At 49.0% G+C, this 24,123-nt stretch carries 21 protein-coding genes; 10 read left to right on the top strand and 11 right to left on the bottom strand.

Going from position 1 to position 24,123, the window contains the following annotated elements:
* Positions 1-5 precede the first annotated feature (5 nt).
* Positions 6-1,658: an AMP-binding protein gene (locus tag M3085_RS02235; protein WP_178255848.1), complete on the top strand. Its 1,653-nt coding sequence runs from the start codon at positions 6-8 to the stop codon at positions 1,656-1,658.
* A gap of 94 nt (positions 1,659-1,752) precedes the next feature.
* Here the strand turns inward: M3085_RS02235 and hisC are convergent, their stop codons facing one another.
* From hisC to M3085_RS02210, 5 genes are all read right to left on the bottom strand, one after another.
* Positions 1,753-2,796: a histidinol-phosphate transaminase gene (gene hisC / locus M3085_RS02230; RefSeq protein WP_178255847.1), complete on the bottom strand. Its 1,044-nt coding sequence runs from the start codon at positions 2,794-2,796 to the stop codon at positions 1,753-1,755.
* Positions 2,793-4,088, bottom strand: a complete 1,296-nt coding sequence (hisD, locus tag M3085_RS02225; RefSeq protein WP_249052198.1) for a histidinol dehydrogenase — start codon at positions 4,086-4,088, stop codon at positions 2,793-2,795. The genes hisC and hisD overlap by 4 nt, the downstream gene beginning before the upstream one ends.
* 24 nt (positions 4,089-4,112) lie before the next feature.
* Positions 4,113-4,964, bottom strand: coding sequence for an ATP phosphoribosyltransferase (gene hisG / locus M3085_RS02220; RefSeq protein WP_249052197.1), 852 nt, complete (start codon positions 4,962-4,964; stop codon positions 4,113-4,115).
* A gap of 470 nt (positions 4,965-5,434) precedes the next feature.
* The gene (locus tag M3085_RS02215; protein WP_204501055.1) at positions 5,435-5,926 is read right to left on the bottom strand and encodes a PaaI family thioesterase; all 492 of its coding nucleotides are present in this window, start codon (positions 5,924-5,926) and stop codon (positions 5,435-5,437) included.
* A gap of 15 nt (positions 5,927-5,941) precedes the next feature.
* Positions 5,942-6,241, bottom strand: a complete 300-nt coding sequence (locus M3085_RS02210; protein WP_204501056.1) for a Dabb family protein — start codon at positions 6,239-6,241, stop codon at positions 5,942-5,944.
* Positions 6,242-6,310: 69 nt separating this feature from the next.
* On the opposite strand from M3085_RS02210, the gene udk reads away from it, so the two are divergent.
* Both udk and M3085_RS02200 read left to right on the top strand, forming a co-directional pair.
* On the top strand, positions 6,311-6,922 hold the full coding sequence (gene udk / locus M3085_RS02205; protein WP_178255842.1) for a uridine kinase: 612 nt from the start codon (positions 6,311-6,313) through the stop codon (positions 6,920-6,922).
* Entirely contained in the window at positions 6,919-8,286 is a 1,368-nt protein-coding gene (locus M3085_RS02200) for a transglycosylase SLT domain-containing protein (protein ID WP_178255841.1), read from the top strand. The genes udk and M3085_RS02200 overlap by 4 nt, the downstream gene beginning before the upstream one ends.
* A gap of 83 nt (positions 8,287-8,369) precedes the next feature.
* Here M3085_RS02200 and M3085_RS02195 read toward each other — a convergent pair whose 3' ends face one another.
* Positions 8,370-9,380 (bottom strand): aspartate-semialdehyde dehydrogenase, encoded by a 1,011-nt coding sequence (locus tag M3085_RS02195; RefSeq protein WP_178255840.1) that lies wholly within the window; start codon positions 9,378-9,380, stop codon positions 8,370-8,372.
* A 207-nt stretch (positions 9,381-9,587) separates the two neighbouring features.
* Here M3085_RS02195 and M3085_RS02190 point away from each other — a divergent pair, with 207 nt between their 5' ends.
* From M3085_RS02190 to M3085_RS02180, 3 genes are read left to right on the top strand one after another with little or no spacing between them, the layout of a single operon-like run.
* Positions 9,588-11,735, top strand: coding sequence for a cation:proton antiporter (locus tag M3085_RS02190; RefSeq protein ID WP_191710429.1), 2,148 nt, complete (start codon positions 9,588-9,590; stop codon positions 11,733-11,735).
* The gene (locus M3085_RS02185) at positions 11,732-12,454 is read left to right on the top strand and encodes a ThiF family adenylyltransferase (RefSeq protein WP_249052196.1); all 723 of its coding nucleotides are present in this window, start codon (positions 11,732-11,734) and stop codon (positions 12,452-12,454) included. Before M3085_RS02190 ends, M3085_RS02185 begins: the two co-directional genes overlap by 4 nt.
* Positions 12,455-12,459: 5 nt before the next feature.
* Positions 12,460-13,113, top strand: a complete 654-nt coding sequence (locus tag M3085_RS02180; protein ID WP_178255837.1) for an ABC transporter ATP-binding protein — start codon at positions 12,460-12,462, stop codon at positions 13,111-13,113.
* Between the two features lie 125 nt (positions 13,114-13,238).
* On the opposite strand, the gene rny is transcribed toward M3085_RS02180, so the two are convergent.
* From rny to alaS, 5 genes are all read right to left on the bottom strand, one after another.
* Positions 13,239-14,768, bottom strand: coding sequence for a ribonuclease Y (gene rny, locus M3085_RS02175; RefSeq protein WP_249052195.1), 1,530 nt, complete (start codon positions 14,766-14,768; stop codon positions 13,239-13,241).
* A gap of 114 nt (positions 14,769-14,882) precedes the next feature.
* Positions 14,883-15,176: a cell division protein ZapA gene (locus tag M3085_RS02170; RefSeq protein ID WP_249052194.1), complete on the bottom strand. Its 294-nt coding sequence runs from the start codon at positions 15,174-15,176 to the stop codon at positions 14,883-14,885.
* A gap of 17 nt (positions 15,177-15,193) precedes the next feature.
* Positions 15,194-15,487, bottom strand: a complete 294-nt coding sequence (locus tag M3085_RS02165; RefSeq protein WP_178255850.1) for a hypothetical protein — start codon at positions 15,485-15,487, stop codon at positions 15,194-15,196.
* Positions 15,488-15,602: 115 nt separating this feature from the next.
* On the bottom strand, positions 15,603-16,955 hold the full coding sequence (locus M3085_RS02160) for an MATE family efflux transporter (protein WP_249052193.1): 1,353 nt from the start codon (positions 16,953-16,955) through the stop codon (positions 15,603-15,605).
* A gap of 186 nt (positions 16,956-17,141) precedes the next feature.
* On the bottom strand, positions 17,142-19,760 hold the full coding sequence (gene alaS / locus M3085_RS02155) for an alanine--tRNA ligase (protein ID WP_178255833.1): 2,619 nt from the start codon (positions 19,758-19,760) through the stop codon (positions 17,142-17,144).
* A 134-nt stretch (positions 19,761-19,894) separates the two neighbouring features.
* On the opposite strand from alaS, the gene M3085_RS02150 reads away from it, so the two are divergent.
* The 4 genes from M3085_RS02150 (at position 19,895) to M3085_RS02135 (ending at position 23,867) form a co-directional block, all read left to right on the top strand.
* A complete protein-coding gene (locus M3085_RS02150; protein WP_178255832.1) occupies positions 19,895-20,863 on the top strand; it encodes a M23 family metallopeptidase in 969 nt (322 codons plus the stop codon).
* A 33-nt stretch (positions 20,864-20,896) separates the two neighbouring features.
* On the top strand, positions 20,897-21,244 hold the full coding sequence (locus tag M3085_RS02145) for a MerR family transcriptional regulator (protein ID WP_178255831.1): 348 nt from the start codon (positions 20,897-20,899) through the stop codon (positions 21,242-21,244).
* Positions 21,245-22,278: 1,034 nt separating this feature from the next.
* The gene (locus M3085_RS02140) at positions 22,279-22,731 is read left to right on the top strand and encodes a hypothetical protein (protein ID WP_249052192.1); all 453 of its coding nucleotides are present in this window, start codon (positions 22,279-22,281) and stop codon (positions 22,729-22,731) included.
* A gap of 32 nt (positions 22,732-22,763) precedes the next feature.
* Positions 22,764-23,867 carry a competence protein CoiA family protein gene (locus tag M3085_RS02135; protein ID WP_249052191.1) on the top strand — a complete coding sequence of 368 codons (1,104 nt, stop codon included), beginning with the start codon at positions 22,764-22,766 and terminating at the stop codon, positions 23,865-23,867.
* Positions 23,868-24,123 lie beyond the last annotated feature (256 nt).

Raw genomic sequence — 24,123 nt, 5'->3', positions numbered from 1 at the left:
CGGCTATGTTACAACTCTCTGAAAGAACTTTAGGCGACTGGCTGGAGCATTGGGCGGAAACCACTCCCGATAAGGAGTATTTGGTGTATTCCGACCGTAACCTGCGTTTTACATGGAGCCAGTTTAACCGGCGTGTAGACAATATGGCGAAGGGATTGCTTGCCATCGGTGTGAAAAAAGGTACACACGTGGGGATATGGGCTGGCAACGTCCCCGACTGGCTTACTTTCCTTTATGCCTGTGCCAAGATAGGGGCGGTGGCAGTAACGGTGAATACCAGTTATAAGCAAGCGGAGCTGGAGTATCTTTGCAAGAACTCTGACATGCACACGCTTTGCATCGTGAACGGCGAGAAAGACAGTAACTTTGTTGACATGACTTACACCATGCTGCCCGAACTGAAAACTTTCGAGCGCGGACACATGAAGAGCAAACGTTTTCCGTGTATGCGCAATGTGGTTTACATCGGGCAGGAGAAGTATCGCGGTATGTATAACACGGCGGAGATTCTGTTGCTGGGAAATAACATCGATGATGAGGAGTTGCGCCAAGCACGCAGCAAGGTAAACTGCCACGACACGGTGAATATGCAGTATACTTCCGGAACTACGGGATTCCCCAAAGGCGTTATGCTTACACATTATAATATTGCAAACAACGGCTTCCTCACAGGTGAACACATGAAGTTTACTGCCGATGACAAACTCTGTGTATGTGTGCCGCTGTTCCATTGTTTCGGTGTGGTACTTGCTACGATGAACTGCCTCACGCATGGATGTACGGAGGTGATGGTAGAGCGGTTCGATCCTCTGCTGGTGCTGGCATCCGTACACAAGGAACGTTGTACTGCCCTTTACGGTGTGCCTACCATGTTTATTGCCGAGCTTCATCATCCGATGTTCGACATGTTCGACCTCTCGTGTCTGCGCACGGGCATCATGGCAGGTTCGCTCTGTCCTGTAGAACTGATGCGTCAGGTGGAAGAAAAGATGTTTATGCGCGTAACCAGTGTGTACGGGCTTACCGAGACTTCGCCGGGAATGACTCACAGCCGTATCGACGACGATGCGGAAGTGCGCTATAACACCGTAGGACGCGATTACGAATTTACCGAAGTGCGCGTTATCGACCCCGAAACGGGCGAAGAATGTCCCGTAGGCGTGCAGGGTGAAATGTGTAACCGGGGATATAACACCATGAAGGGGTATTATAAGAATCCCGAAGCTACAGCCGAGGTTATCGATAAGGACGGTTTCCTCCATTCGGGCGACTTGGGTGTGAAAGACGAAAACGGCAATTACCGCATCACGGGGCGTATCAAAGACATGATTATCCGTGGCGGTGAAAACATCTATCCGCGCGAGATAGAAGAGTTCCTGTATCAGATGCCGGGTATCAAGGATGTGCAGGTAGCCGGAATCCCTTCGAAGAAATACGGTGAAGCGGTAGGTGCTTTCATCATCCTTCACGACGGATACACGATGAACGAGTTCGACGTGCGTGAGTTCTGTCAAGGCAAGATAGCCCGCTATAAGATTCCGAAATACATCTTCTTCGTGAAAGAGTTCCCGATGACCGGAAGCGGGAAAATACAAAAATTCAAGTTGAAAGATGTCGGACTGGAATTATGTAAGCAGCAAGGAATAGAAATTATCTGATAACCGACGGTGGCTGTCATAACAGAATCCCGCCGTACCGTCTGAGATGTGCATCCGGACGGTGCGGCGGGATTTCGTTATTTACAAGCTCAGCTTACTGAAGTTTCAGTTTCTTGAGTGCATCTAATAGTGCATCGTTTTCGGGGCGCGTGCCGATGGTAATCCGCAGGCAGTCTTTACAGAGTGTGATGTTGCTCCGGTTCCGCACGATGATACCCTGACTCACCAAGTAATCGTAAATTTTCTTGGCATCGGTAACCCGCGTCAGGAAGAAATTGGCATCCGTAGGATATACATGCTGACAGCAGGGGAGTTTCTTGAACTCACGGACGAGGCGGGTACGCTCTTCGAGCAGCGAGCTGACCCATTCCTTTACCCGGTAATGCTGCTCCATCATCCGCACCGCCTCTTGCTGCGTCAGCCTGTTCACATTATACGGATATTTTATTTTATTTAAAATGCCGATGATGTCGGCGTGGGCAAATGCCATGCCGAGGCGGATGGCAGCACATCCCCATGCTTTCGAGAACGTTTGAAGCACCACCATGTTGGGGTATTTCTCCAAGTCGAGCAGGAACGAAGGAGCATCGGAAAAGTCGGCATACGCCTCGTCGATAATCACCAGTCCTTCAAATCCCTGCAAGAGCGCGATAATCTCTTCCCTGCACAGGTTGTTCCCCGTCGGGTTGTTGGGCGAGCAGAGAAAGATGAGTTTCGTGTGTTCGTCCGAAGCCGCCAGCAGCGAGTCTGCCGTAAACTGGAAATTCTCATCAAGCTGCACTTTACGGTACTCCACATCGTTCACCTCGGCACACACCTGATACATGCCATACGTAGGGTCGATAGCCACCACGTTGTCTACCCCCGGACGGCAGAACGCCCGATACATCAGGTCGATGGCTTCATCGCTCCCGTTTCCGAGGAAAAGCTGTGAGGGCAGCACCTTCTTGACCGGTGCAATCAGGTTTTTCAGTTCCTTTTGCAGCGGGTCGGGATAACGGTTGTTAGGCGTGTTATACGGGTTCTCGTTGGCATCCAAAAAGATAGATGCCTCTGCGCCACTATACTCGTCGCGTGCCGATGAGTAAGGCTTCAGCGCCCAGATGTTCGGGCGAGTCAATTCTTGTAACGGTTTCATAGTTTGTTCTGAGGGTTAAAAGCCAATCGGACACTCACGGCATTCTTATGCGCGTCTAAATACTCGTTGGCAGCCAATACTTCGATGGCAGGACCTATCATGCGGATACCTTCCTGCGTTACTTCTTGGAACGTGATTTTGCGGATGAAACTATCCAGACTTACGCCGCTGTATGCCTTTGCGTAGCCGTTGGTGGGCAGCGTATGGTTCGTGCCCGACGCATAATCGCCCGCACTTTCCGGCGAGTAAGGGCCGAGGAATACCGAACCTGCGTTGACGATGCGTTCCGCCGTCTGCTGGTAATCTTTTGTTTCGATAATCAGGTGTTCGGGCGCATACTCGTTCACCATGTCGACAGCCTCGTCCATCGTGCGCACCAGTATCAGTTTGCTGTTGGCGAGCGACTTCTCGGCGATGCCCTTGCGCGGAAGCTGTTCAAGCTGGCGCTGTACTTCTCCGGTCACTTCACGCAGCAATGCCTCCGAAGTGGTAATCAGTATCGCCTGACTGTCGGTTCCGTGTTCCGCCTGCGAGAGCAGGTCGGCAGCCACGAAAGCAGGTTGCGCCATCTCGTCGGCAAGCACCGCCACTTCCGACGGACCGGCAGGCATGTCGATAGCCACATCGCGCAGTGACACCTGCTGTTTGGCAGCCGTAACATACTGGTTGCCCGGTCCGAATATCTTGTACACCTTCGGGATGCTGCTCGTTCCGTATGCCATTGCCCCGATAGCCTGCACACCTCCCGCCTTGAATACCCTGCTTACGCCTGCCACCTTTGCCGCGTACAAGATGGCGGGGTGGATTTTCCCGCTCCGGTCGGGAGGCGTACAGAGAATGATTTCCTTGCATCCGGCTATCTGGGCGGGAGTGGCGAGCATCAGCACGGTAGAGAACAGCGGCGCCGTTCCGCCGGGAACGTACAGACCCACCTTTTCGATAGCCACCGCTTTCTGCCAGCACGTAACGCCCGGCAGCGTGGTAACCCGTTTCCCCTCAAATTTCTGGGCAGCGTGAAACGTGCGGATGTTGTTAAAAGCCAGCATGATGGCAGCTTTCAGCTCGATGCTTACCGCTTTTTCGGCATCGGCAAATTCCTGTTCGCTCACGGCGAGCGATTGAAGCGTTACTTTGTCGAATTTCTCTTCGTACTCCATTACCGCCCGGTCTCCCTCGGTGCGTACGCGGTTCAGAATTTCGAGTACCGTGTCGCGCAGCGTGTCGGTATTCATCACGGGGCGTTTCAGCAGTTCGTTCCATGCAGAACGTTCGGGATAAGTTATGATATTCATGGCATTCCGTTCTATGTAGTAAGGTTAAATAATCATTTTCTCGATGGGTAACACCAGTATGCCCTGTGCGCCCAGCGCCTTCAGCTTACCGATGATGTCCCAGAAACACTTCTGGTCGAGCACCGTGTGTACGCTGCTCCATCCCTCGGTGGCAAGCGGCATCACGGTGGGACTCTTGATGCCCGGCAGCACGCCGATGATGTCTTTCACCCGCTCGGTGGGAGCGTTCATCAGCACATACTTCTTGTCTTCGGCAGCCTTTACAGCATCAATGCGGAACAGCAGCTCTTTGAGCGTTTCCTTTTTCTCGTCGCTGAGGCTCTTGTTCCCGATGAGCAACGCTTCGCTCTTCATCACCACCTCTACCTCTTTCAGGTTATTGCTGATAAGCGTAGAGCCGGAGCTTACGATATCGAAGATAGCGTCTGCCAGTCCGATGCCCGGAGCTATCTCCACCGAACCGGTAATTACGTGGATTTCCGCATCGATTCCGTTCTTGTCCAAGAAGCGTTGCAGGATGCCCGGATACGACGTGGCTATTTTCTTTCCCCGGAACCACTCCAGCCCCTCGTAATTCTCCTCTTTATGGATGGCGAGCGACAGGCGGCATTTGCTGAAGCCCAAGCGGTAGATGATGTCGGCATTTTCATTTCGTTCTACAAATTCGTTCTCGCCCACGATTCCCAAGTCGGCTACTCCGCTTGCCACACACTGGGGGATGTCATCGTCGCGCAGAAACAAAACCTCCACCGGGAAGTTGGACGACTGGGTGAGCAAGGTACGTTTCGAAGTCGACAGCTTGATGTCGGCTTCCGCAAGTAAGGTCATTGTGTCATCAAACAACCGACCTTTTGATTGTACAGCAATTCTAAGCATATCTTTTTATGTATTTATGAAGTTGTCAAATAACCGGTTAAATTTCCCGACCAACTGAAACATGGAAGAAATCCGCAGCCGATATCCCTCCCGAAAACGCTACCGTTAGCACTCCCCCTTCCAAGCGGAAGGGTTGCCCCTTCTTACCCGTAGGATTCATCGGTTTATCGGATAGAATTTTTTCAAGCTCCGGACAACGCCGGACACCGTGTTTCTTCAATCCCGGAAATAAAAAAAGGCTCGCCGTTGGTAATGGGCAAGCCTTTGCGTTTTTTTCTTGTTACATACACGCCGTATCAGCCTACCGCATAAACGTTAGGTAATGATGATGCACGTGGTATGTAGCTGTAATATTCATGATTATCTTTGTTTGTTTTTGGCAAAAGTAAAGTCTGTTGGCGAGATTTCCAAATAATTATCAGAAAAAGTTTTGATTTTCTTTCAAATCATCCGTTGAGGGATGTTTTCGGTTACTTTACCGGGTCGGTGTCCTCGTCTTCGGTGAAACATCCGTTGAAGTACATCTCCTCGCGTGCCTTTTCTTTCGAGAAAGTGAAATACGTACATACGGCTTGTGTGCAAACCTCACCCGCCCGATTGCTGATGCTTGCGGTAACGGTGACAAGGTTACGGCGTTGTTCTTTCACGCTCGCCCGCAAGACGAGGTACTCATCGGTAGTCATCACAGGTTTCAGGTAGCGCGTTTCCATCTTCGAGGTAACCCCCGTCGTCTGAAGTTTAAGCGCGATGGCCCACGCACAGATTTCGTCGAGCAACACCGCCTGAATTCCTCCGTGAAGCGTGTCTTTCCATCCCTGATATTTAGGTTCGGGATGCCAGAAGCTCACCACCTCGTCGCCGTCTTCGTAAAACTCCATTTTTACGCCGGCTTCATTCTCCGGAGCACACCCGAAACAGAAATACCCCTTTATCCCTTTCCACGGGTTGATAATTTTTTTCATGGCAGCCTCTCCCGTTTACATTTCGTAATCCACGCAGGCGCGACCGTCCTTCGCGTCCTTCAGTATGCCGGCAGCCGCCACGTGGTCGGGATGCACGGCGTAAGCCTTCACGTCGTCCAGCGAGTCGAACGTACTGTCTAAGCAGATGTCCCACTGCTCATCGGGGTTGATGTTCAGTCCCACCCGTATATCGCGTATAAAATCAATTTTTTGAGGCAAGGCTTCGATAGCTGCCTTGAAACGGTTCATTACGTCGGCTTTTTCCGCGCTTGTCAGGCTTTCTTTCAGTTTGAATAAAACAATGTGTTTGACCATAGTTGTTTATTTTATGAATTATCGTAATTTTGTATATTGCAAATATATAACTAATTATTGAAACGAACCATGATTATTATCGGAATTGCAGGAGGTACAGGCTCCGGGAAAACAACTGTGGTGAGAGAAATCGTTGCAAGTCTGCCCGAGGGCGAAGTGGCAGTTCTTCCGTTAGATTCTTATTATAAAGATAGCAGCCACGTGCCTGTGGAGGAACGGCAGAGTATTAATTTCGACCATCCGAATGCGTTCGACTGGGATTTGCTGTCTGAGCATATCTCCATGCTGCGCCGCGGTGAGGCTATCGAACAGCCGGTGTACTCGTTTTTGACGTGTACGCGCCAGCCCGAAACCATCCACATCGAACCGCGCAAGGTAGTTATTATCGAAGGGATTCTGGCACTGAGCGACAAGCAGCTTTGCGACTTGATGGACTTGCGTATTTTTGTGGATGCCGACCCTGACGACCGGTTGATACGGGTTATACAGCGCGACGTGATAGAACGCGGGCGAACTGCCGAGGCGGTGATGGAACGCTACGAAAAGGTGTTGAAGCCCATGCACTTGGAGTTTATCGAACCTGCCAAGCGGATAGCCGACCTGATTGTTCCGCAGGGAGGGCATAACCGCAAGGCGATTGAGATATTGAAGATGTATATCGAAAAAATAGTAGGGCGATGAAAACCGTTCCGTTTGCGTATGTATGCGTGGTGTTGTGCCTGTTACTTGCCGCTTGCGGAAAGAGTAAGGAAGAGGCGGTAGACTTGCCGCAAATCATCGAGCGCGGAGAATTGACCGTACTCACTGTCAGCGGTTCTACTTCGTACTTCAATTACCGGGGAGAGCCGATGGGATTCCAGTACGAGCTGGCGCAACAGTTTGCGCGTTCGCTCGGAGTGAAGCTCAATGTGAAGATTGTGAAAGATGAAAATGCACTGGTAGACAGCCTGCTGGCGGGAAAAGGCGACTTGATAGCGTATAATCTTGCCGTAACCAACCGGAGGAAGGATAAACTGATTTATTGCGGCGAAGAAAATATTACGCATCAGGTCATCGTGCAACGGAGGGGGAAAAATGTGCTGACCGACGTGACTCAGCTCGTAGACCGCGACGTGTACGTCAATCCCGGTGTATACCGGGTTCGGCTTGCGAATCTGAATAAAGAGCTGGGTGGGGGAATCCGCTTACATGTCATGCCTGCCGACAGCGTTTCGGCGGAAGGGCTGATTACGCAGGTGGCGGAAGGGGTAATCGACTATACGGTGGCAACCAACGAGGTGGCGCGTATCAATAAAACCTATTATCCCAATCTTGACATCCGACTGAAGATTAGTTTCGACCAGCGTTCATCGTGGGCGGTGCGGAAAACATCGCCACGGCTTGCCGAGGCTGCCGACAAGTGGCACAAGGAAAACATCAACTCAGCCGAGTTCCGTGCCAGTGCGCAGCGTTATTTCGAGCTGAACAAACACGTTTCCCACGGTGCCATCCTCTCGGTGGCGGACGGGAAAATTTCGGTGTACGATGATTTGTTCCGTAAATACGCCAAGCAGATAGGCTGGGACTGGCGGTTGCTGGCGTCTCTTGCCTATACCGAATCGAATTTCGACCCCAACGTGACCTCGTGGGCAGGGGCAAAAGGACTGATGCAACTGATGCCGGCAACTTCGCGTGCTATGGGAGTGCCCGCCGGCAAGGAGAACGATCCGGAAGAAAGCATACGTGCGGGAGTGAAGTTGATAGCGGCATTACAGCAGATTTTTAAGAAAGTAGACGACCCGGCAGAGCAAGTGAAGTTTGTGCTTGCCGCCTACAATGCCGGAGCGGGACACGTGACCGATGCCATCGCGCTGGCACGGAAATACGGGAGAGACCCTTACGTGTGGGAGCATAACGTGGCACATTACATCTTGCTGAAAAGTAACGAAGAGTTTTATCAAGACCCCGTATGTAAGAACGGGTATTTCCGTGGGACGGAAACCTACAATTTCGTTCGCGAGGTGCTTGAACGCACAGAAGTATACAAAGAAAAAATAAGGAGTTGAATACCCTCCGGACGGGTGGCAAAAAAACGACACCCCTGCTTTCACGACGGTTGCCGGAAGCAGGGGCGCGCTGTTTATAAAAATTATCGGATGTTGTTCACTTTAATCAAATATTCGGCAATCTGTACCGCATTGAGCGCCGCACCCTTCTTGATTTGGTCGCCCACAATCCAGAATGTCAGTCCGTTTTCATTGGCAAGGTCCTTGCGTATACGTCCCACATATACCGGATCTTTGCCGGCAAGGAAAAGCGGCATCGGGTATTCTTTCTTTTCCGGATTATCCATCAGCACCAGTCCTTCGCCGTGAGCAAACGCCTCGCGTGCTTCTTCTACCGACACGGGACGTTCGGTTTCAATCCAGATGCTTTCAGAGTGAGAACGAAGTGCAGGCACACGTACACACGTTGCGCTCACTTTTACATCGGAGTGCATGATTTTACGTGTTTCGTTATACATCTTCATTTCCTCTTTCGTATATCCGTTATCGGTAAACACGTCGATTTGCGGAATCAGGTTAAACGCCAACTGGTATGCAAATTTTTCTACCGTTACCGGTTCGCCGGCCAATACTTGGCGGTATTGTTCGTAAAGCTCATCCATAGCTGCCGCACCTGCTCCGCTGGCTGCCTGATAAGTCGATACATGCACGCGCTTGATGTGAGTCAGGTTTTCGATAGCTTTCAGCGCCACAACCATCTGAATCGTCGTACAGTTGGGGTTGGCAATGATGCCGCGCGGACGGTTCAGCGCATCTTCGGCATTCACTTCGGGAACCACCAGCGGAATATCTGCATCCATACGGAATGCGCTTGAGTTATCAATCATCACAGCCCCGTATTTGGTAATGGTATCGGCAAACTCTTTCGAAGTTCCGGCTCCGGCAGAAGTGAAAGCAATGTCTACACCTTTAAAGTCATCGTTGTGCTGCAAGAGTTTTACTTCGATTTCTTTTCCTCGGAAAGTGTATTTTCGTCCGGCGCTGCGTGAAGAACCGAACAATACCAACTCGTCTATCGGGAAGTTTCTCTCATCGAGCACGCGCAGGAACTCTTGTCCTACGGCTCCGCTCGCACCAACAATTGCTACTTTCATTTTCGTTGTCTTTAAAAATAATGGTTATCGTTTGTTTGTTCTACCGCGAGGAGTACGCCAACGCATCACGTTTGTCGTTTCGTGTCTTTGTGTCTCCTTCGTCAAGGTTTCTGCTGCAAAAATAAAACATTTTGAAATAATAATCGGGAGGTATTGAAGATTTTTCGTATTTTTGTTCCTAAAAACGGATTAAACTATACGCATTTTATGAAGGAATGGTTCGAATGGATAAATTTTGATATTGCATTTCCGATAACTGACCCCACGTGGATTTTCTTTCTGGTTTTGGTGATAATTCTGTTTGCTCCTATCCTGTTAGAGCGTTTGCGCATACCGCACATCATCGGCATGATTTTGGCCGGGCTGGTTGTGGGAGAGCATGGGTTTAATATTCTTGCACGCGACAGCAGTTTCGAACTTTTCGGCAAAGTGGGATTGTATTATATCATGTTTCTTGCCGGACTTGAGATGAACATGGAGGACTTTAAGAGCATCCGTATGAAAGCGACGGTACTGGGCTTGCTTGCCTTTATTTTTCCGTTGGGCATCGGTATCTGGACGAATCTTCATCTGCTTGACTACGGGCTGATTACTTCGGTATTGCTGGCAAGTATGTATGCCTCGCATACGCTGATAGCCTATCCGATAGTGATTCGGTACGGCATTAACCGGAACAGGGCGGTGAGCATTGCCGTGGGAGGTACGGCGGTAACGGATACGCTGACGCTGCTGGTGCTGGCGGTCATAGCAGGCATGTTCAACGAAAAAGGTATTTCGGAGATGTTCTGGGTATGGCTGGTGGTCAAGGTAGTGGTACTCAGTGTGGTGATAATGTACACATTTCCGCGCATCGGACGCTGGTTTTTCCGCCGTTACACCGATAATGTGGTGCAGTTCATCTTTGTGCTGGCAATGGTGTTCTTAGGTGCGGGACTGATGGAACTTATCGGTATGGAGGGCATCTTGGGAGCGTTCCTCGCCGGACTGGTGCTGAACCGCCTTATTCCTCACGTGTCTCCGCTCATGAGTCATCTGGAGTTTGTGGGCAATGCGCTGTTTATCCCTTATTTCCTGATAGGTGTGGGGATGCTGATTAACGTCAACGTGCTGTTCGGGCATATCGACTCGATAAAGGTGGCGGGTGTGATGATTGTGGTGGCGCTGCTGGGCAAGTGGATTGCCTCATGGGTTACACAGAAAATCTACGGAATGAAGGCTTTAGAGCGTGAACTGATGTTCGGTTTAAGCAATGCGCAGGCGGCGGCTACGCTGGCAGCGGTGATGGTGGGATATAACATTATCCAGCCCAACGGCGAGCGGTTGCTGAACGAAGATGTACTGAACGGAACCATTCTTCTCATATTGGTAACGTGTGTAGTCAGCTCGTTTATAACCGAACATGCGGCGAAGCGCGTGGCGATGAGTGATGCCGAGCTGAATGAGGAAAAAGGACAGGAAAAGGAACGTTTCCTTATCCCGGTGGCAAACCCCGAAACGTTAGACCGCCTGATGGGGCTGGCGATGGTGGTGCGCGATGAAAAGCAGATAAATAACCTTGTGGCTCTTAACGTGATAAACGATAATAACGACTCGGTGAAGCAGGAGATGAAGGGAAGGCGCAGCTTGGAGCGGGCGGCGCAAATTGCTGCCTCGGCAAATGTCATGCTGAAAACGGTGAGCCGCTTCGACTTGAATATTACCACGGGTATCTTACACACGGCGAAAGAAAACGAAGCTACGAGCATCATCATCGGGCTGCATCATAAAGCAAGTATCGTCGACTCCTTTTTCGGAAATCTGACCGAGAATCTGCTGAAAGGTACTTACTTGCAGGTGATGATTGTTCGCTTTCTTATTCCGGTGAACACGCTTCGCCGTATCATCGTGGCGGTTCCGCCCAAAGCCGAATTCGAACATGGGTTCGTAAAATGGATAGTCCACCTCTGCCGCATGAGCAGTCAGCTGGGGTGCCGGTTACACTTCTTTGCCCACCCGCAGACGCTGGGCTACATCAAAGGGTACATCCAGAAGAAACATAAAGACGTATTGACGCAGTATCAGGAATTGGAGGATTGGGATGACTTGCTGATTATCACCGGACAGGTGAACTATGACCATCTGTTGGTTGTCGTCAGCTCGCGTCGTGGTTCCATCTCTTACGATTCGGCTTTCGAACGTCTTCCGATGCAGATTTCCAAATACTTTAATAATAATAGTATCATGTTGCTTTACCCCGACCAGAAAGGCGATCCGAGCGAGGCGTTGAGCTTTGCCGACCCGCGCGGATGGGCGGAAACACAGTATTATGACCGGGTGGGCAACTGGTTTTATAAATGGTTTAAGAAAGATTCATGAGTGACGATAAAAGAGCGTGGCAGCAGCGTACCGAATTGTTGCTGGGCACGGATAAAACCGAACGCCTGCGCCGGGCACATGTGCTGGTGGTAGGACTGGGAGGTGTGGGAGCATACGCTGCCGAGATGATTTGCCGGGCAGGAGTGGGGCGCATGACCATCGTAGATGCCGATACGGTACAGCCCAGTAACATCAACCGTCAGCTTCCGGCAACCCATTCGGTGCTGGGACGGTTGAAAGCCGAGGTACTTGCCGAGCGTTTCCGTGACATCAATCCCGAACTGGAGCTTACCGTGCTTCCGGTTTACCTGAAAGATGAGGCGATACCGGAACTGTTAGACAGTGCGAAACCCGACTTCATAGTCGATGCCATTGATACCGTAGCCCCGAAATGTTACCTTATCTACCATGCTTTGCAGCGTGGAATGAAGATAGTGAGCAGCATGGGGGCAGGGGCGAAAAAAGACATCACGCAGGTATGCTTTGCCGACCTGTGGGACACTTACCATTGCGGACTGAGCAAGGCGGTGAGGAAACGTCTGCAGAAGATGGGGATGAAGCGGAAGTTGCCCGTGGTGTTCAGCACCGAACAGGCAGATGCCAACGCCGTAATACTTGTCGACGACGAGCGCAACAAAAAGTCTACAGCCGGAACAGTAAGCTACATGCCTGCCGTATTCGGGTGTTATTTGGCAGAATACGTAATCAGAAAGCTATAAAACAGATGATAGAATTACAGGGTATAACCAAGAGTTTCGGTTCGCTCCAAGTGTTGCGGGGGATAGACCTCACCATTGAGCGGGGCGAAGTAGTGAGCATCGTTGGTCCCAGCGGAGCGGGAAAAACCACCCTGCTTCAGATAATGGGTACGCTTGATAAGCCCGACAGCGGAAGTATCCGGCTGAACGGGGTAGAGGTCAACCGCTTGGGCGAGAAAAAACTTTCGGCATTCCGAAACAAAGAAATCGGTTTCGTTTTTCAGTTTCATCAGTTGCTGCCGGAGTTTACCGCACTTGAAAATGTCACGATTCCCGCATTGATTCAAGGCGTGTCGGCGGGTACGGCTCGCAAGCAGGCGCAAGAGATGCTGGACATGCTCGGACTTTCTGAGCGGGCTGCCCACAAACCTGCCGAATTGTCGGGCGGTGAGAAACAAAGGGTGGCGGTGGCGCGTGCGCTGATAAACCACCCGTCGGTGGTTCTGGCCGACGAACCTTCGGGGAGCCTCGACACTCAGAACAAAGAAGAACTTCACCGCCTGTTCTTCGACCTGCGTGACAAGTTGGGACAGACGTTCGTTATCGTGACCCACGATGAGGGCTTGGCTGCACAAACCGACCGTACGATTCACTTGGTAGACGGACAAATCGTAAGATAATACCCGCTTCGGGCATCCGCTTCAAAGGGTATACACATAAAAAGAGAGGGAGAACAGCGCCATCCGTATCGGAAACATTCGTCTGTTCTTCCTCTCTTTCTGTATTGGAAATCAGCAGGACTGAGTTACTTGGCAAAACTTACGGCGCGTGTTTCGCGGATTACCGTAATCTTAACCTGTCCCGGATAAGTCATTTCGTCTTGAATCTTCTTAGCGATTTCGGCAGACAAGTTTTCTGTTTGCTTGTCGTCAATCTTATCTGCACCTACGATTACGCGGAGTTCGCGGCCTGCCTGAATAGCATACGTCTTGGTAACCCCTGGATACGACATAGCCAACTGTTCAAGGTCGTTCAAACGCTTGATGTACGCTTCTACGATTTCGCGGCGTGCGCCCGGACGTGCTCCTGAGATGGCATCACACACCTGAACGATAGGAGCCAGCAGGCTGGTCATTTCTATTTCATCGTGGTGAGCACCGATAGCGTTGCAGATATCCGGTTTTTCCTTGTACTTCTCGGCGAGCTTCATACCCAGCAGTGCGTGTGGCAATTCCGGTTCTTCGTCGGGCACTTTACCAATATCGTGGAGTAATCCCGCACGTTTGGCTTTCTTCGGATTCAGTCCCAGTTCAGATGCCATGACCGCACACAAGTTGGCGGTTTCGCGTGCGTGCTGCAACAGATTCTGTCCGTACGATGAGCGATATTTCATTTTACCGATGATACGGATAAGTTCAGGATGCAATCCGTGGATACCCAAGTCGATGGTAGTGCGCTTTCCGGTTTCGATGATTTCGTCTTCCACCTGCTTGCGTACTTTGGCAACCACCTCCTCGATGCGTGCCGGGTGGATACGTCCGTCGGTAACTAATTGGTGAAGCGCCAAGCGGGCGATTTCGCGGCGAACCGGGTCGAATGCCGAGAGAACGATTGCTTCGGGCGTATCGTCTACTACGATTTCCACTCCCGTAGCAGCCTCCAATGCGCGGATGTTACGTCCTTCGCGTCCGATGATGCGTCCTTTGATTTCGTCCGATTCGATGTGGAATACCGTCACCGAGTTTTCGATGGCTGTTTCAGCGGCTACACGCTGGATAGACTGAATCACGATGCGTTTCGCCTCGCGGTTGGCAGTCAGTTTGGCATCGTCCATGATGTCGTTGATGTACGACTGCGCCTGCGTTTTAGCCTCCTCTTTCAGCGATTCCACCAAACGCTCTTTGGCTTCTTCGGCCGATAATCCCGAAAGCGTTTCCAGCTTCGTGCGTTCCTGCGACTGAAGTTCGTCCAGTTCCTCCTTTTTCTTTTCGATGATAGTCATCTGCGCTTCAAGATTTTCGCGGATAGCTTCCGTTTCATTCCGTTTGCGCTGTAACTCCTCATTTTTCTGGTTCAACATCATTTCGCGTTGTTTCAGTTTGTTTTCCGCCTGCTGAATCTTTTGGTTTCGTGCAGCCACTTCCTTCTCCAAGTCAGCTTTCTTGTTCAGGAATTTCTCCTTCACCTCCAAAAGTTTGTTTTTCTTGATTACTTCCGCTTCGTTCTCCGCCTCTTTAATAATCGAATCATATTTTGATTTCAAGCCATACTTGAAAAAACAATATGAAAGAGCCCCTCCTACGAGAAAGGCCACAACCACTAATATAACTGTCATCTCGTTACTGTTTTAATAATATATAAATAAAAACGCACAAACCTCGTATGCCGATATTCCGGCTCTGAGGTCTGTGCGTGAGTCTCTTCGTGTTTCTATTTGCTAAACAGCTACCTATTCCCCTGTCCCGATGCACTGGTCGATGTCGGTTGTCAGTTCTTTTATTTTGTCAATAAAAGGCTGCGTATCGTTGCGGTCTTTCACCATCACGTACTGAAACGACAGTTCAAGCATCGACATAGCCCAAATCCGGTCGGTAGTAAAGCTCGGGTATTCCCGGCGGTATCTGTTTAGTTTATCTTTTATTAGTTTGGCAGCATCGCGGTATAACTTTTCGTCCTCAAGTGGGACGATTAGTTCAAACAGTTGATTGCCTACCCACAAACTTATATTCTGTTTATCGTCCATATCCGTATCGTTTTTTGCTATTCGTTCAACATGGCGATACATTTATCGACTTCACGCACCAAGCGCGCCAACCGTTGTTTCGTATCGCGGAGTTCACTGTCGTTGATACTGATTATGCGCGCCATTTTCAAGTTAGTGTACTTTTCTTCCAATTCTTTCCGGCTATTTTCCATGCGCAGAATTTCGTTGTCTTTTTCTGCAAGAAGTTCCCGAAGCGAGGCATTTTCTTTTTTTACTTCTTCGTAAAGCAAGAGTAAATGCCGCAGTTTTCCTTCGAAAGTGTTTAATAGCTTCTTGTCTTCTTCCGTCATTACTACACTAAAATTGTACACAAATATAATGGATTGCTTGGAAACACAAAAATATTTGCCGAATATTTTGCGAAAAAATACATTCTTGGCTTGTTTATGGGCGCAAAACGTTTTTTTATGCTTGGGTGAGCATCCGGTTTTGCAGTTTCCGTTTGTTCCGTTTCAAGTACCAGAAACAGATCAGCAGCGACACCAAAGTGGAGAGCGGCGGGGCGTATCCCATCAGTACCAAGTCGGTAGGGTCGAGCTGTCCGCACAGGTAGGAGAGGGGGATACGGAACAGGAAGGTGGCAATCATGCTGTGTATCATGGGGAACCACGAGTTGCCCTGCCCGCTGAAGTAAGAGTTGATGCAGAACACGAAGCTCACCATCACGCAGTCGATGCTGTATCCGCGCAGGTATCCGGCTGCCATTTCTATCACGGCGGGGTCGTTCGTGAAAATGCCTGTCAGCGTTTCGGGCAGGAACTGTGAGTACACGCATACCGACACGCCGAATACCAGTGAGATGCCGATGCCGGAATACAGGCAGCGGCTCATGCGCTGAATCAGTCCCGCACCGTAGTTTTGAGCTGTCATGGTGGCCACTGCCGCAGCCATAGCCGTGGGCGGAAGCATGGCGAAGATGATGATTTTCTCTACCACGCCCAGCGAAGCCGAAGCGATGACACCCATCTGGTTGACGATGACGGTGATTATCAGAAACGATACGTTGATAAGCGCATCTTGAAGGGCGATGGGTGCGCCGAGCGTAACGATGCGCCGTGAGAGGTCTTTGTGGAAACGGATGTCGCGGCGGGTAAACTCGAAATGGAATCCCCGGCGGTGAAGAAACCACAGCGCGGTAAGGAAACTGATGCCCTGCGAGAGCACCGTGGCGATGGCGGCTCCTGCTGCACGCATCCCGAATCCGCCCACGAGGAGGAAGTCGGCACCGATATTGATTATACACGCCAGACCCACGAAGTAGAGCGGCGACTTCGAGTCGCCCAGTCCGCGCAGGATACCGCATACCACGTTATAGCCCATGATGAACGGAATCCCCGCCGAGCAAATCAGGATGTAATGAAGCGTGTCTGCCATCGCTTCCTCCGGCGTGTGCATCAGTGCGGCGATGGGACGGTGGAACAATACCATCACAAGGGTAAGTATAATCCCCGTCACCGTGAAGAAATAAACCGACGTGCCGATGGTGGCAGCCACCTTCCGGTCGTCTTTCGCCCCCGTTCCCATCGCTATCAGGATGGTAGTCCCCGTGGTCAGCCCGAGGATGATACCCGTAATGGTCTGCATCACTTGGCTGCCGATGGCGACGCCCGCTACGCTGGCAGCATCGTCATACTGTCCCACCACGAATAAGTCTGCACCGCCATACAGCGCCTGAAGCACGTTGGCGATAAGAAAAGGCATCGCGAACCGCAGCAGCACCTTCGGAACGCTTCCCTGTGTCAAATCCAGTTCTTTCATACTCAAATTTGTGTTTATGTTTACATGAAAAAAGCCGGATAAGTTGATTGGTTTTACCCAGTCATCTTATCCGGCATTTTATTTTGCCCTCCGATGAGGATTACAAAACGCATTTATCTGTCAGGTCGCTGCAAAGGTGGGTCAAAAGTTTGGAATATCCAAATCTTTTTCCTGCGTTTTTTTCTTTTAGAACCCTGCAAGCTCCACCACCTTGTCTACCGCTGCGCTCAGTCCGTCGGGGTTCTTGCCTCCCGCCGTAGCAAAGTGAGGCTGTCCGCCTCCGCCGCCCTGAATCAGTTTTGCAGCCTCGCGCACTAATTGTCCGGCGTTCAGTCCTGCCTTCACTTGGTCGTCGCTCATGGTTACCGTAAGCAGCGGTTTGTCATCGTGCACGCTGCCGATTACCACAAACAGGTTTTCCGTTATCTGACCTTTCAGTTGGAAAGCGATGTTCTTCACCGCGTCTGCCGGCATGGGCAGTACGGCTTTGATAACCTTCACGCCGTGGATTTCTTTTGCCGACTCTATCAGCTTAGCTTTCACCGCAGCTTCTTTTTCCTTCATGAATGCTTCCATCTGCTTCTTCAGTCCGGCGTTTTCGTCGATGTACTTGGCGATGGCAGCTTTCAGGTCGGGAGCGTTGTTAAACAGCGCCTTCAGGTCGGCGATGGTATCCTGTACGGCATCGAACATCTCTTCCACCTTTGCTCCGGTGATGGCTTCGATGCGTCGAACCCCGGCTGCTACCGAACTTTCCGACAGAATCTTCACCATACCGATTTTTCCGGTTGCCGATACGTGTGTACCGCCGCAGAACTCGATAGACGAACCAAACTGAACCACGCGCACTTCGTCGCCGTATTTTTCGCCGAAGAGGGCGATGGCTCCTAACTCGCGAGCCTTTTCGATGGGCAGGTTGCGGTATTCCGTCAGCGGGATGTCTTCACGGATTTTGGCGTTCACCAAGTGTTCCACCTCGCGGAGCTGTTCCGGCGTTACTTTCTGGAAGTGAGAGAAGTCGAAGCGCAGGCTGTCCGGTGTAACGAGCGAACCTTTCTGTTCTACGTGCGTACCCAGTACCTGACGCAAAGCCTCGTCAAGCAGGTGGGTACAAGAGTGGTTGGCTGCACACGCGGCACGCTTCTCCGTATCCACACAAGCCATCATCGGTGCATCGAGGTGTTCGGGCAGTTTCTTGGCAATGTGTATCGGCAGGTTGTTTTCTTTCTTCGTGTCGATGATGTCGATGCTTTCAAATTCGTTGACCAGCACCCCCGTATCGCCTACCTGACCTCCGCTTTCGGCGTAGAACGGTGTTTCGCTCAGCACGATTTGATACAGCGTCTGGTTCTTCTGCTTCACCTGACGGTAGCGCAGGATGGAGGTTTCATACTCCGTATAGTCGTAGCCCACGAACGTGGTTTCGCCCTCTTTCAGCGTCACCCAGTCGCCCGTTTCAACGGCGGCAGCGTTACGTGCGCGCTCTTTCTGTTTCTTCATTTCCACCTCGAAGCCCTTCACATCGGCAGTCAGTCCGTTTTCGCGGAGAATCAGTTCGGTGAGGTCGAAGGGGAAGCCGAACGTGTCATACAGCGTAAAGGCATCCACGCCGCTGATTTCCGTCTTTCCGGCTGCTTTCGCGTCTGCCATCATCTTGTCAAGCAGGCGGATACCCGTCTCCAGCGTGCGCAAGAAGGTTTCTTCTTCCTCCTTGATAACCTTTTCGATGAGCGTTTGCTGCGCTTTCAGTTCGGGATAAGCCCCGCCCATGTTTTCTACCAACACAGGCACTAACTTGTAGATGAACGCCTGCTTCTGACCCAAGAACGTGTAAGCGTAACGCACGGCGCGGCGCAGGATGCGGCGGATTACGTAGCCCGCTTTGGCATTCGAGGGGAGCTGGCCGTCGGTGATAGAGAAAGCGATGGTACGCACGTGGTCTGCCACTACACGCATTGCCACGTCCGTTTTTTCGTCCTTGCCGTAAGTAGTTCCCGCCAAGTCGCCGATTACCTTGATGATGGGCTGGAACACGTCGGTGTCATAGTTCGAGCGTTTGCCCTGCATAGCCATGCACAGACGTTCGAATCCCATACCCGTGTCGATAACCTTAGCCGGCAGGGGTTCGAGGCTTCCGTCCGCCTTGCGGTTATACTGCATGAACACGAGGTTCCAGATTTCGATAACCTGCGGATGGTCATGGTTCACCAGCTCACGACCCGGCACTTTGGCGCGCTCTTCTTCCGGACGCAGGTCGATATGGATTTCCGAGCAAGGACCGCACGGACCCGTGTCGCCCATCTCCCAGAAGTTGTCATGCTTGTTTCCGTTGATGATGTGGTCGGCGGGCATGAACTGTTCCCAGTACGAAGCCGCCTCGTTGTCACGCTCCAGCCCTTCGGCAGGACTGCCTTCGAACACGGTGGCATAGAGGTTGGCAGGGTCTATCTTCAGCACGTCTACCAAGAACTCCCATGCCCAACTGATGGCTTCTTTCTTGAAATAGTCGCCGAATGACCAGTTGCCTAACATCTCGAACATCGTATGATGGTAAGTATCGTGTCCCACTTCCTCCAAGTCGTTGTGTTTTCCGCTTACGCGAAGACACTTCTGCGAGTCGGTAACACGCTTGTATTTCGCCGGATGGTTGCCCAGTATGATGTCTTTAAACTGGTTCATGCCTGCATTGGTAAACATCAGCGTAGGGTCATCCTTGATGACCATCGGTGCCGAAGGCACAATCTGATGTCCTTTCGACTCGAAAAACTTAACAAACGAGTCGCGGATTTCATTAGCTGTTAACATATCGTCTATAAAGTACTTGTAGTTAATATTCTCAAAATCGGTTTGCAAAGATAATCGGTTTTATTATTTTTGTCCGTATGTTTGACGCAAAAACTTGGAGTTTGGTCTCTTATTTTTTTCAAAATCAGATTTGAATGCGTAAAGTTTATTATATCTACAACCCTAAAACCCGTACTTACGACCGTATATACCCCACCATCCGACAGCGGATGCTGAGCTATGTGCGCCGCCTGATGCTCGGTATCGGTCTGGGGGCAGGCAGTTTCCTGTTGCTGCTGTTCATCTTCGGGTCGCCCTCCGAGAAAGACCTCCGCACCGAGAACGCACGCCTTCAGGCACAGTATAACATCCTCTCACACCGGCTGAACGAGGCGCTCGAAGTAATGAAACGCTTGCAGCAGCGCGACGATAACCTTTACCGGTTTATCATGCAGGCAGACCCCGTGGCCGACGGGCTGCGGACGGCGAGCTACGGCGAAACAAACCGTTACGAGGAGCTGACGGACATGGCGAATGCCGAGCTGGTGGTAAACACCACGCAGAAGATGGACTTGCTGGCAAGGCAGATTTACGTGCAGTCGAAATCGTTCGACGAGGTGGTCGACCTCTGTAAGCAGCACGACGAGATGCTGACCTGCATCCCCGCCATTCAGCCCGTGGCGAACAAGAACCTGAAGCAAACGGCGTCGGGCTACGGGATGCGCATCGACCCGATATACAAGACGCTGAAGTTCCACTCCGGGATGGACTTCTCGGCAAACGTGGGTACGCCCGTCTACGTAACCGGAAACGGGAAAGTGGTGCAGGCGGGATGGGACGGACTGTATGGCAAATGTATCGTGATAGACCACGGGTTTGGTTATACCACCCGATATGCTCATCTGAACAAAATCAGCGTGAAGGTAGGGCAGCAGGTGAAGCGCGGAGAAACCATCGGCGAGGTGGGGAGCACCGGAAAAAGCACCGGGCCGCACCTCCATTACGAAGTTCACGTAAAGGGACAGGTGGTAAATCCCGTGAACTACTACTTCATGGACCTCACCGCCGACGAGTACGACCGCATGGTGGAAATGGCGGCAAATCACGGCAAAGTGTACGATTAATCTTTAACCCTGAAACAAAAACATTGCAGCATTATGGCATTACGTCCGGAAAAAGAACTGAAATTATACTACTCCATCGGCGAAGTGGCGAAGATGTTCGGTGTAGCCGAGTCGCTCCTCCGCTATTGGGAAAAAGAGTTTCCCTTCATCGCGCCCCGCAAGGCAGGCGGGAACATCCGCCAGTACCGCAAAGAAGACATCGAAAACGTGCGGCTGGTCTATCACTTGGTAAAAGAGAAAGGCATGACGCTTGCGGGTGCCAAACAGCGCTTGAAGCAAAACAAGGATGCGGCGATGAATAATGCCGAAATCGTGGAACGGCTGAAGCGAATCCGCGAGGAACTGGTAAGCATGAAAAAGGAGCTGGACTATCTGACGTAAACCCGATAGTTGGCTTGTCAATATTTTTTCATCCAAACAAATGTATTGTGGAAGTTTTCTCCGTAAAACTTATCTTGCTTATTATTTCTTTCTTTATATAATATATAGAGAGGTGTCACGGTTGGTGGCTTATTTGTGTCACGCTGTTCTATCTATTTGATTGATATGTAAGATATTAAGTGGCGCGTAAAAAGTGTTAACGTGTCCCACTCCTAAAACATCTTTTACTAAAAAGTTGATTATCAGTAGAAAATAAAAATACACTTCGAGTAGCTTCTCGCTCCGGACCAAAGGGCATATAGATTCACTGTGTTAATATCCTTTACTCACGCATTGGCAGAAGGCGAAGGTTTTGCTCGATTTAGCAGCGGGGCTGTCCGGGACTTGAAAAACGCTAACGGTAAAGTTGATGAATCCTGCGGGTAGAGTTGGTAAGTGCATCCGCATGGGTTGGGGGATGTTAGCGGTAGTGGTTTTTTTTGTTTTGGGGTGGGGATGTTGGGAGAGGGAGAAGCATAGAGAAAGCGACTATCGGAAACCTAACGTGATTATCTGATAAAATTTTATTGGGAATTTAAGGTTTTGAAAATTTTGCACACGTTCGTACAAAATCTTATCTACTTTCCATATTTATGTATTTCGTTGGGATAGTAGTTATTTCGAGTCATTTTATTTTTGGGTAATGAGATAGTAATCGTTTATATCGCTGTGGTCTATTTTGTTTTAGTTATCCGATAATTCTTTCAGAAAAAAGACTACTTAATTCGAGAATTTACAAATAAAATTTTATATATTTGTAATAGTCAAACAAGAAAATGCAGAGACAAATTGAATAAAAGAAATATTGGATATACGAAGTATTGGTTAAATGGAATATGCAAATAGGTTTGAAAATATTTTTAACATGGTTAATTAGTATACCGCAAACAAAGTATAATCGCCTTTCTTGTTTTGTATAAATAACTGATAATTTGAATATAAATGTGCTGAATTCTTGTGCTTTATAAGTTTAAACCAATCTAAGACTATAAGATATGAAAACGCTGAATCTATTGTTTTTAACTACCTTTGTAATCATATTACAAGCCTGCACAACCAGTAAAGTTGTTGTTTCTCATGATATTGATGTGTCAAAATATTCATATGTTGTTTTTGGAAGTGAATCGACAGGAGATAGAGAACTTGATGACATTGTAATGGCTGTTCAAAATGAAATAGCTGATACAAGATTAAAAGTAGTTTCGGCACAAGAAGGGCTTGCAAAAATAGCGATTGGAGAACCTGTGTTATCTCCGAATATTCATGTTTCAACCGATACATGGAGTGGTCTTACATCGATAACAATTACTTTTTATGATTATGAAACGAACAATATGGTTGTAGTCCTAAAAAGTGAAGGAGTACGAGTTATTATATCTAAAGGGCAGAATGTTGCCCTTAGTGCAATTAGTAAAAAGCTGAGAAAGGTATTTGGAGATAAGCAATAAAATATAAGCCTACTTGATTTATATATAGTAATATGCAAAGACATCTCGCATACCGTCTTATTTATGCTTTAAATGGAACAGGGCAACTTATTGATGTTGATAATGTGCCTGTGGGAAATAAATGTGGTTGTTTTTGTCCTGCCTGTAAAGAACCTTTAATAGCTAAAAATCAAGGTACAAAACGAATGCACCATTTCGCACACCAATCGGGGACGGAGTGTGATTATGCGTTTGAATCAATGCTTCATGTTCTTGCAAAAGAAAAGATACGAGAAGCATTTTTATCAAAATCTGAGTTTTGGATAGAATTTGAGTATAAGTCATTTTGTACGAACTTCGAAGAATGTAAATTTCTAAGGTATAGTGAATGTTGCGAAAGTAAAAAACAGCGATTTAACATAAAGCTGTTTTATGATTCTTGCGAGCAAGAGGTGTCATACGATAATGTAAATCGTCGTTCTGATTTGAAAATATTTTCTTCAACAAATCCTAAAAGAAGTCCTATTTATTTGGAGTTTTTTGTAACCCATGCAAGTGATTTGGAAAAGTTACATAGTGGTAATAAGATTATAGAAATATGTATAGAGTCAGAAGATGATATTTTACGATTGGCTGAGAATGGTATAGTTGAATCCGATAGCTATTATGGCAGCTATTATGGAAACATGGAACGGAGTTTCTCAAATATTAAATTTTATGGGTTCAAGAATAAGGATTATAAAAATAGTCATATAAGTAATAATATAAGCTTTCTCAGGTACATTTTGTATAAGTCAGGAAAAATGCGATGTTTCCAAGAGGAATGTAATTGTAAAAGATTGGCAAAATCTAAGGCTTCGTCTTTGCTTGAAATCTGCGTTCATACCTCTGTCTCATTTGGTATATATGAACAAGTTAGATATATTGGCTTTCAAAAATTTAAGATACCTAATTGTATCTTATGTAAGAATTATGTTGATAGTTATAATGGTGTGGGGAAAATATGTCGTTTGTACAAATATTTGCAAATGCCACAATATGAAACTATTGATACGGCTCGTGCAAAGACATGCCGTTGTTTTGTAATTGACCAAGAAGATATGAAATCTGTATTACAAAATGGATTGAATAAAAGCACTACAATATTTTGTAAATAACTTAATGTAGAATAATAAAGAATATGACGGACGCGTGGAGGCTATTAAATCTATACTTTCATCGGGTAATAAATAAAAACGGTTCTCCTGTTACAATTTGCTGTGAAAGATTTTTTAGTCTCTTTTCAATCTTTTGTGTTCTTCTAATTGTACCGAATACGGTATAATTGAATTTAGGATTATATAATGCTTCCCATTCTCCAATATATTCAATGTTACTTTTTAGGCTTGACATCTCCTAACAGATTAATCATCA

The sequence above is a fragment of the Bacteroides caecicola genome, assembly GCF_023337095.1.
Taxonomy (GTDB): Bacteria; Bacteroidota; Bacteroidia; order Bacteroidales; family Bacteroidaceae; genus Phocaeicola; species Phocaeicola gallinarum.
Note: the sequence above shows the minus strand (reverse complement) of the source record. Positions and strands in the feature narration are given on the sequence as shown.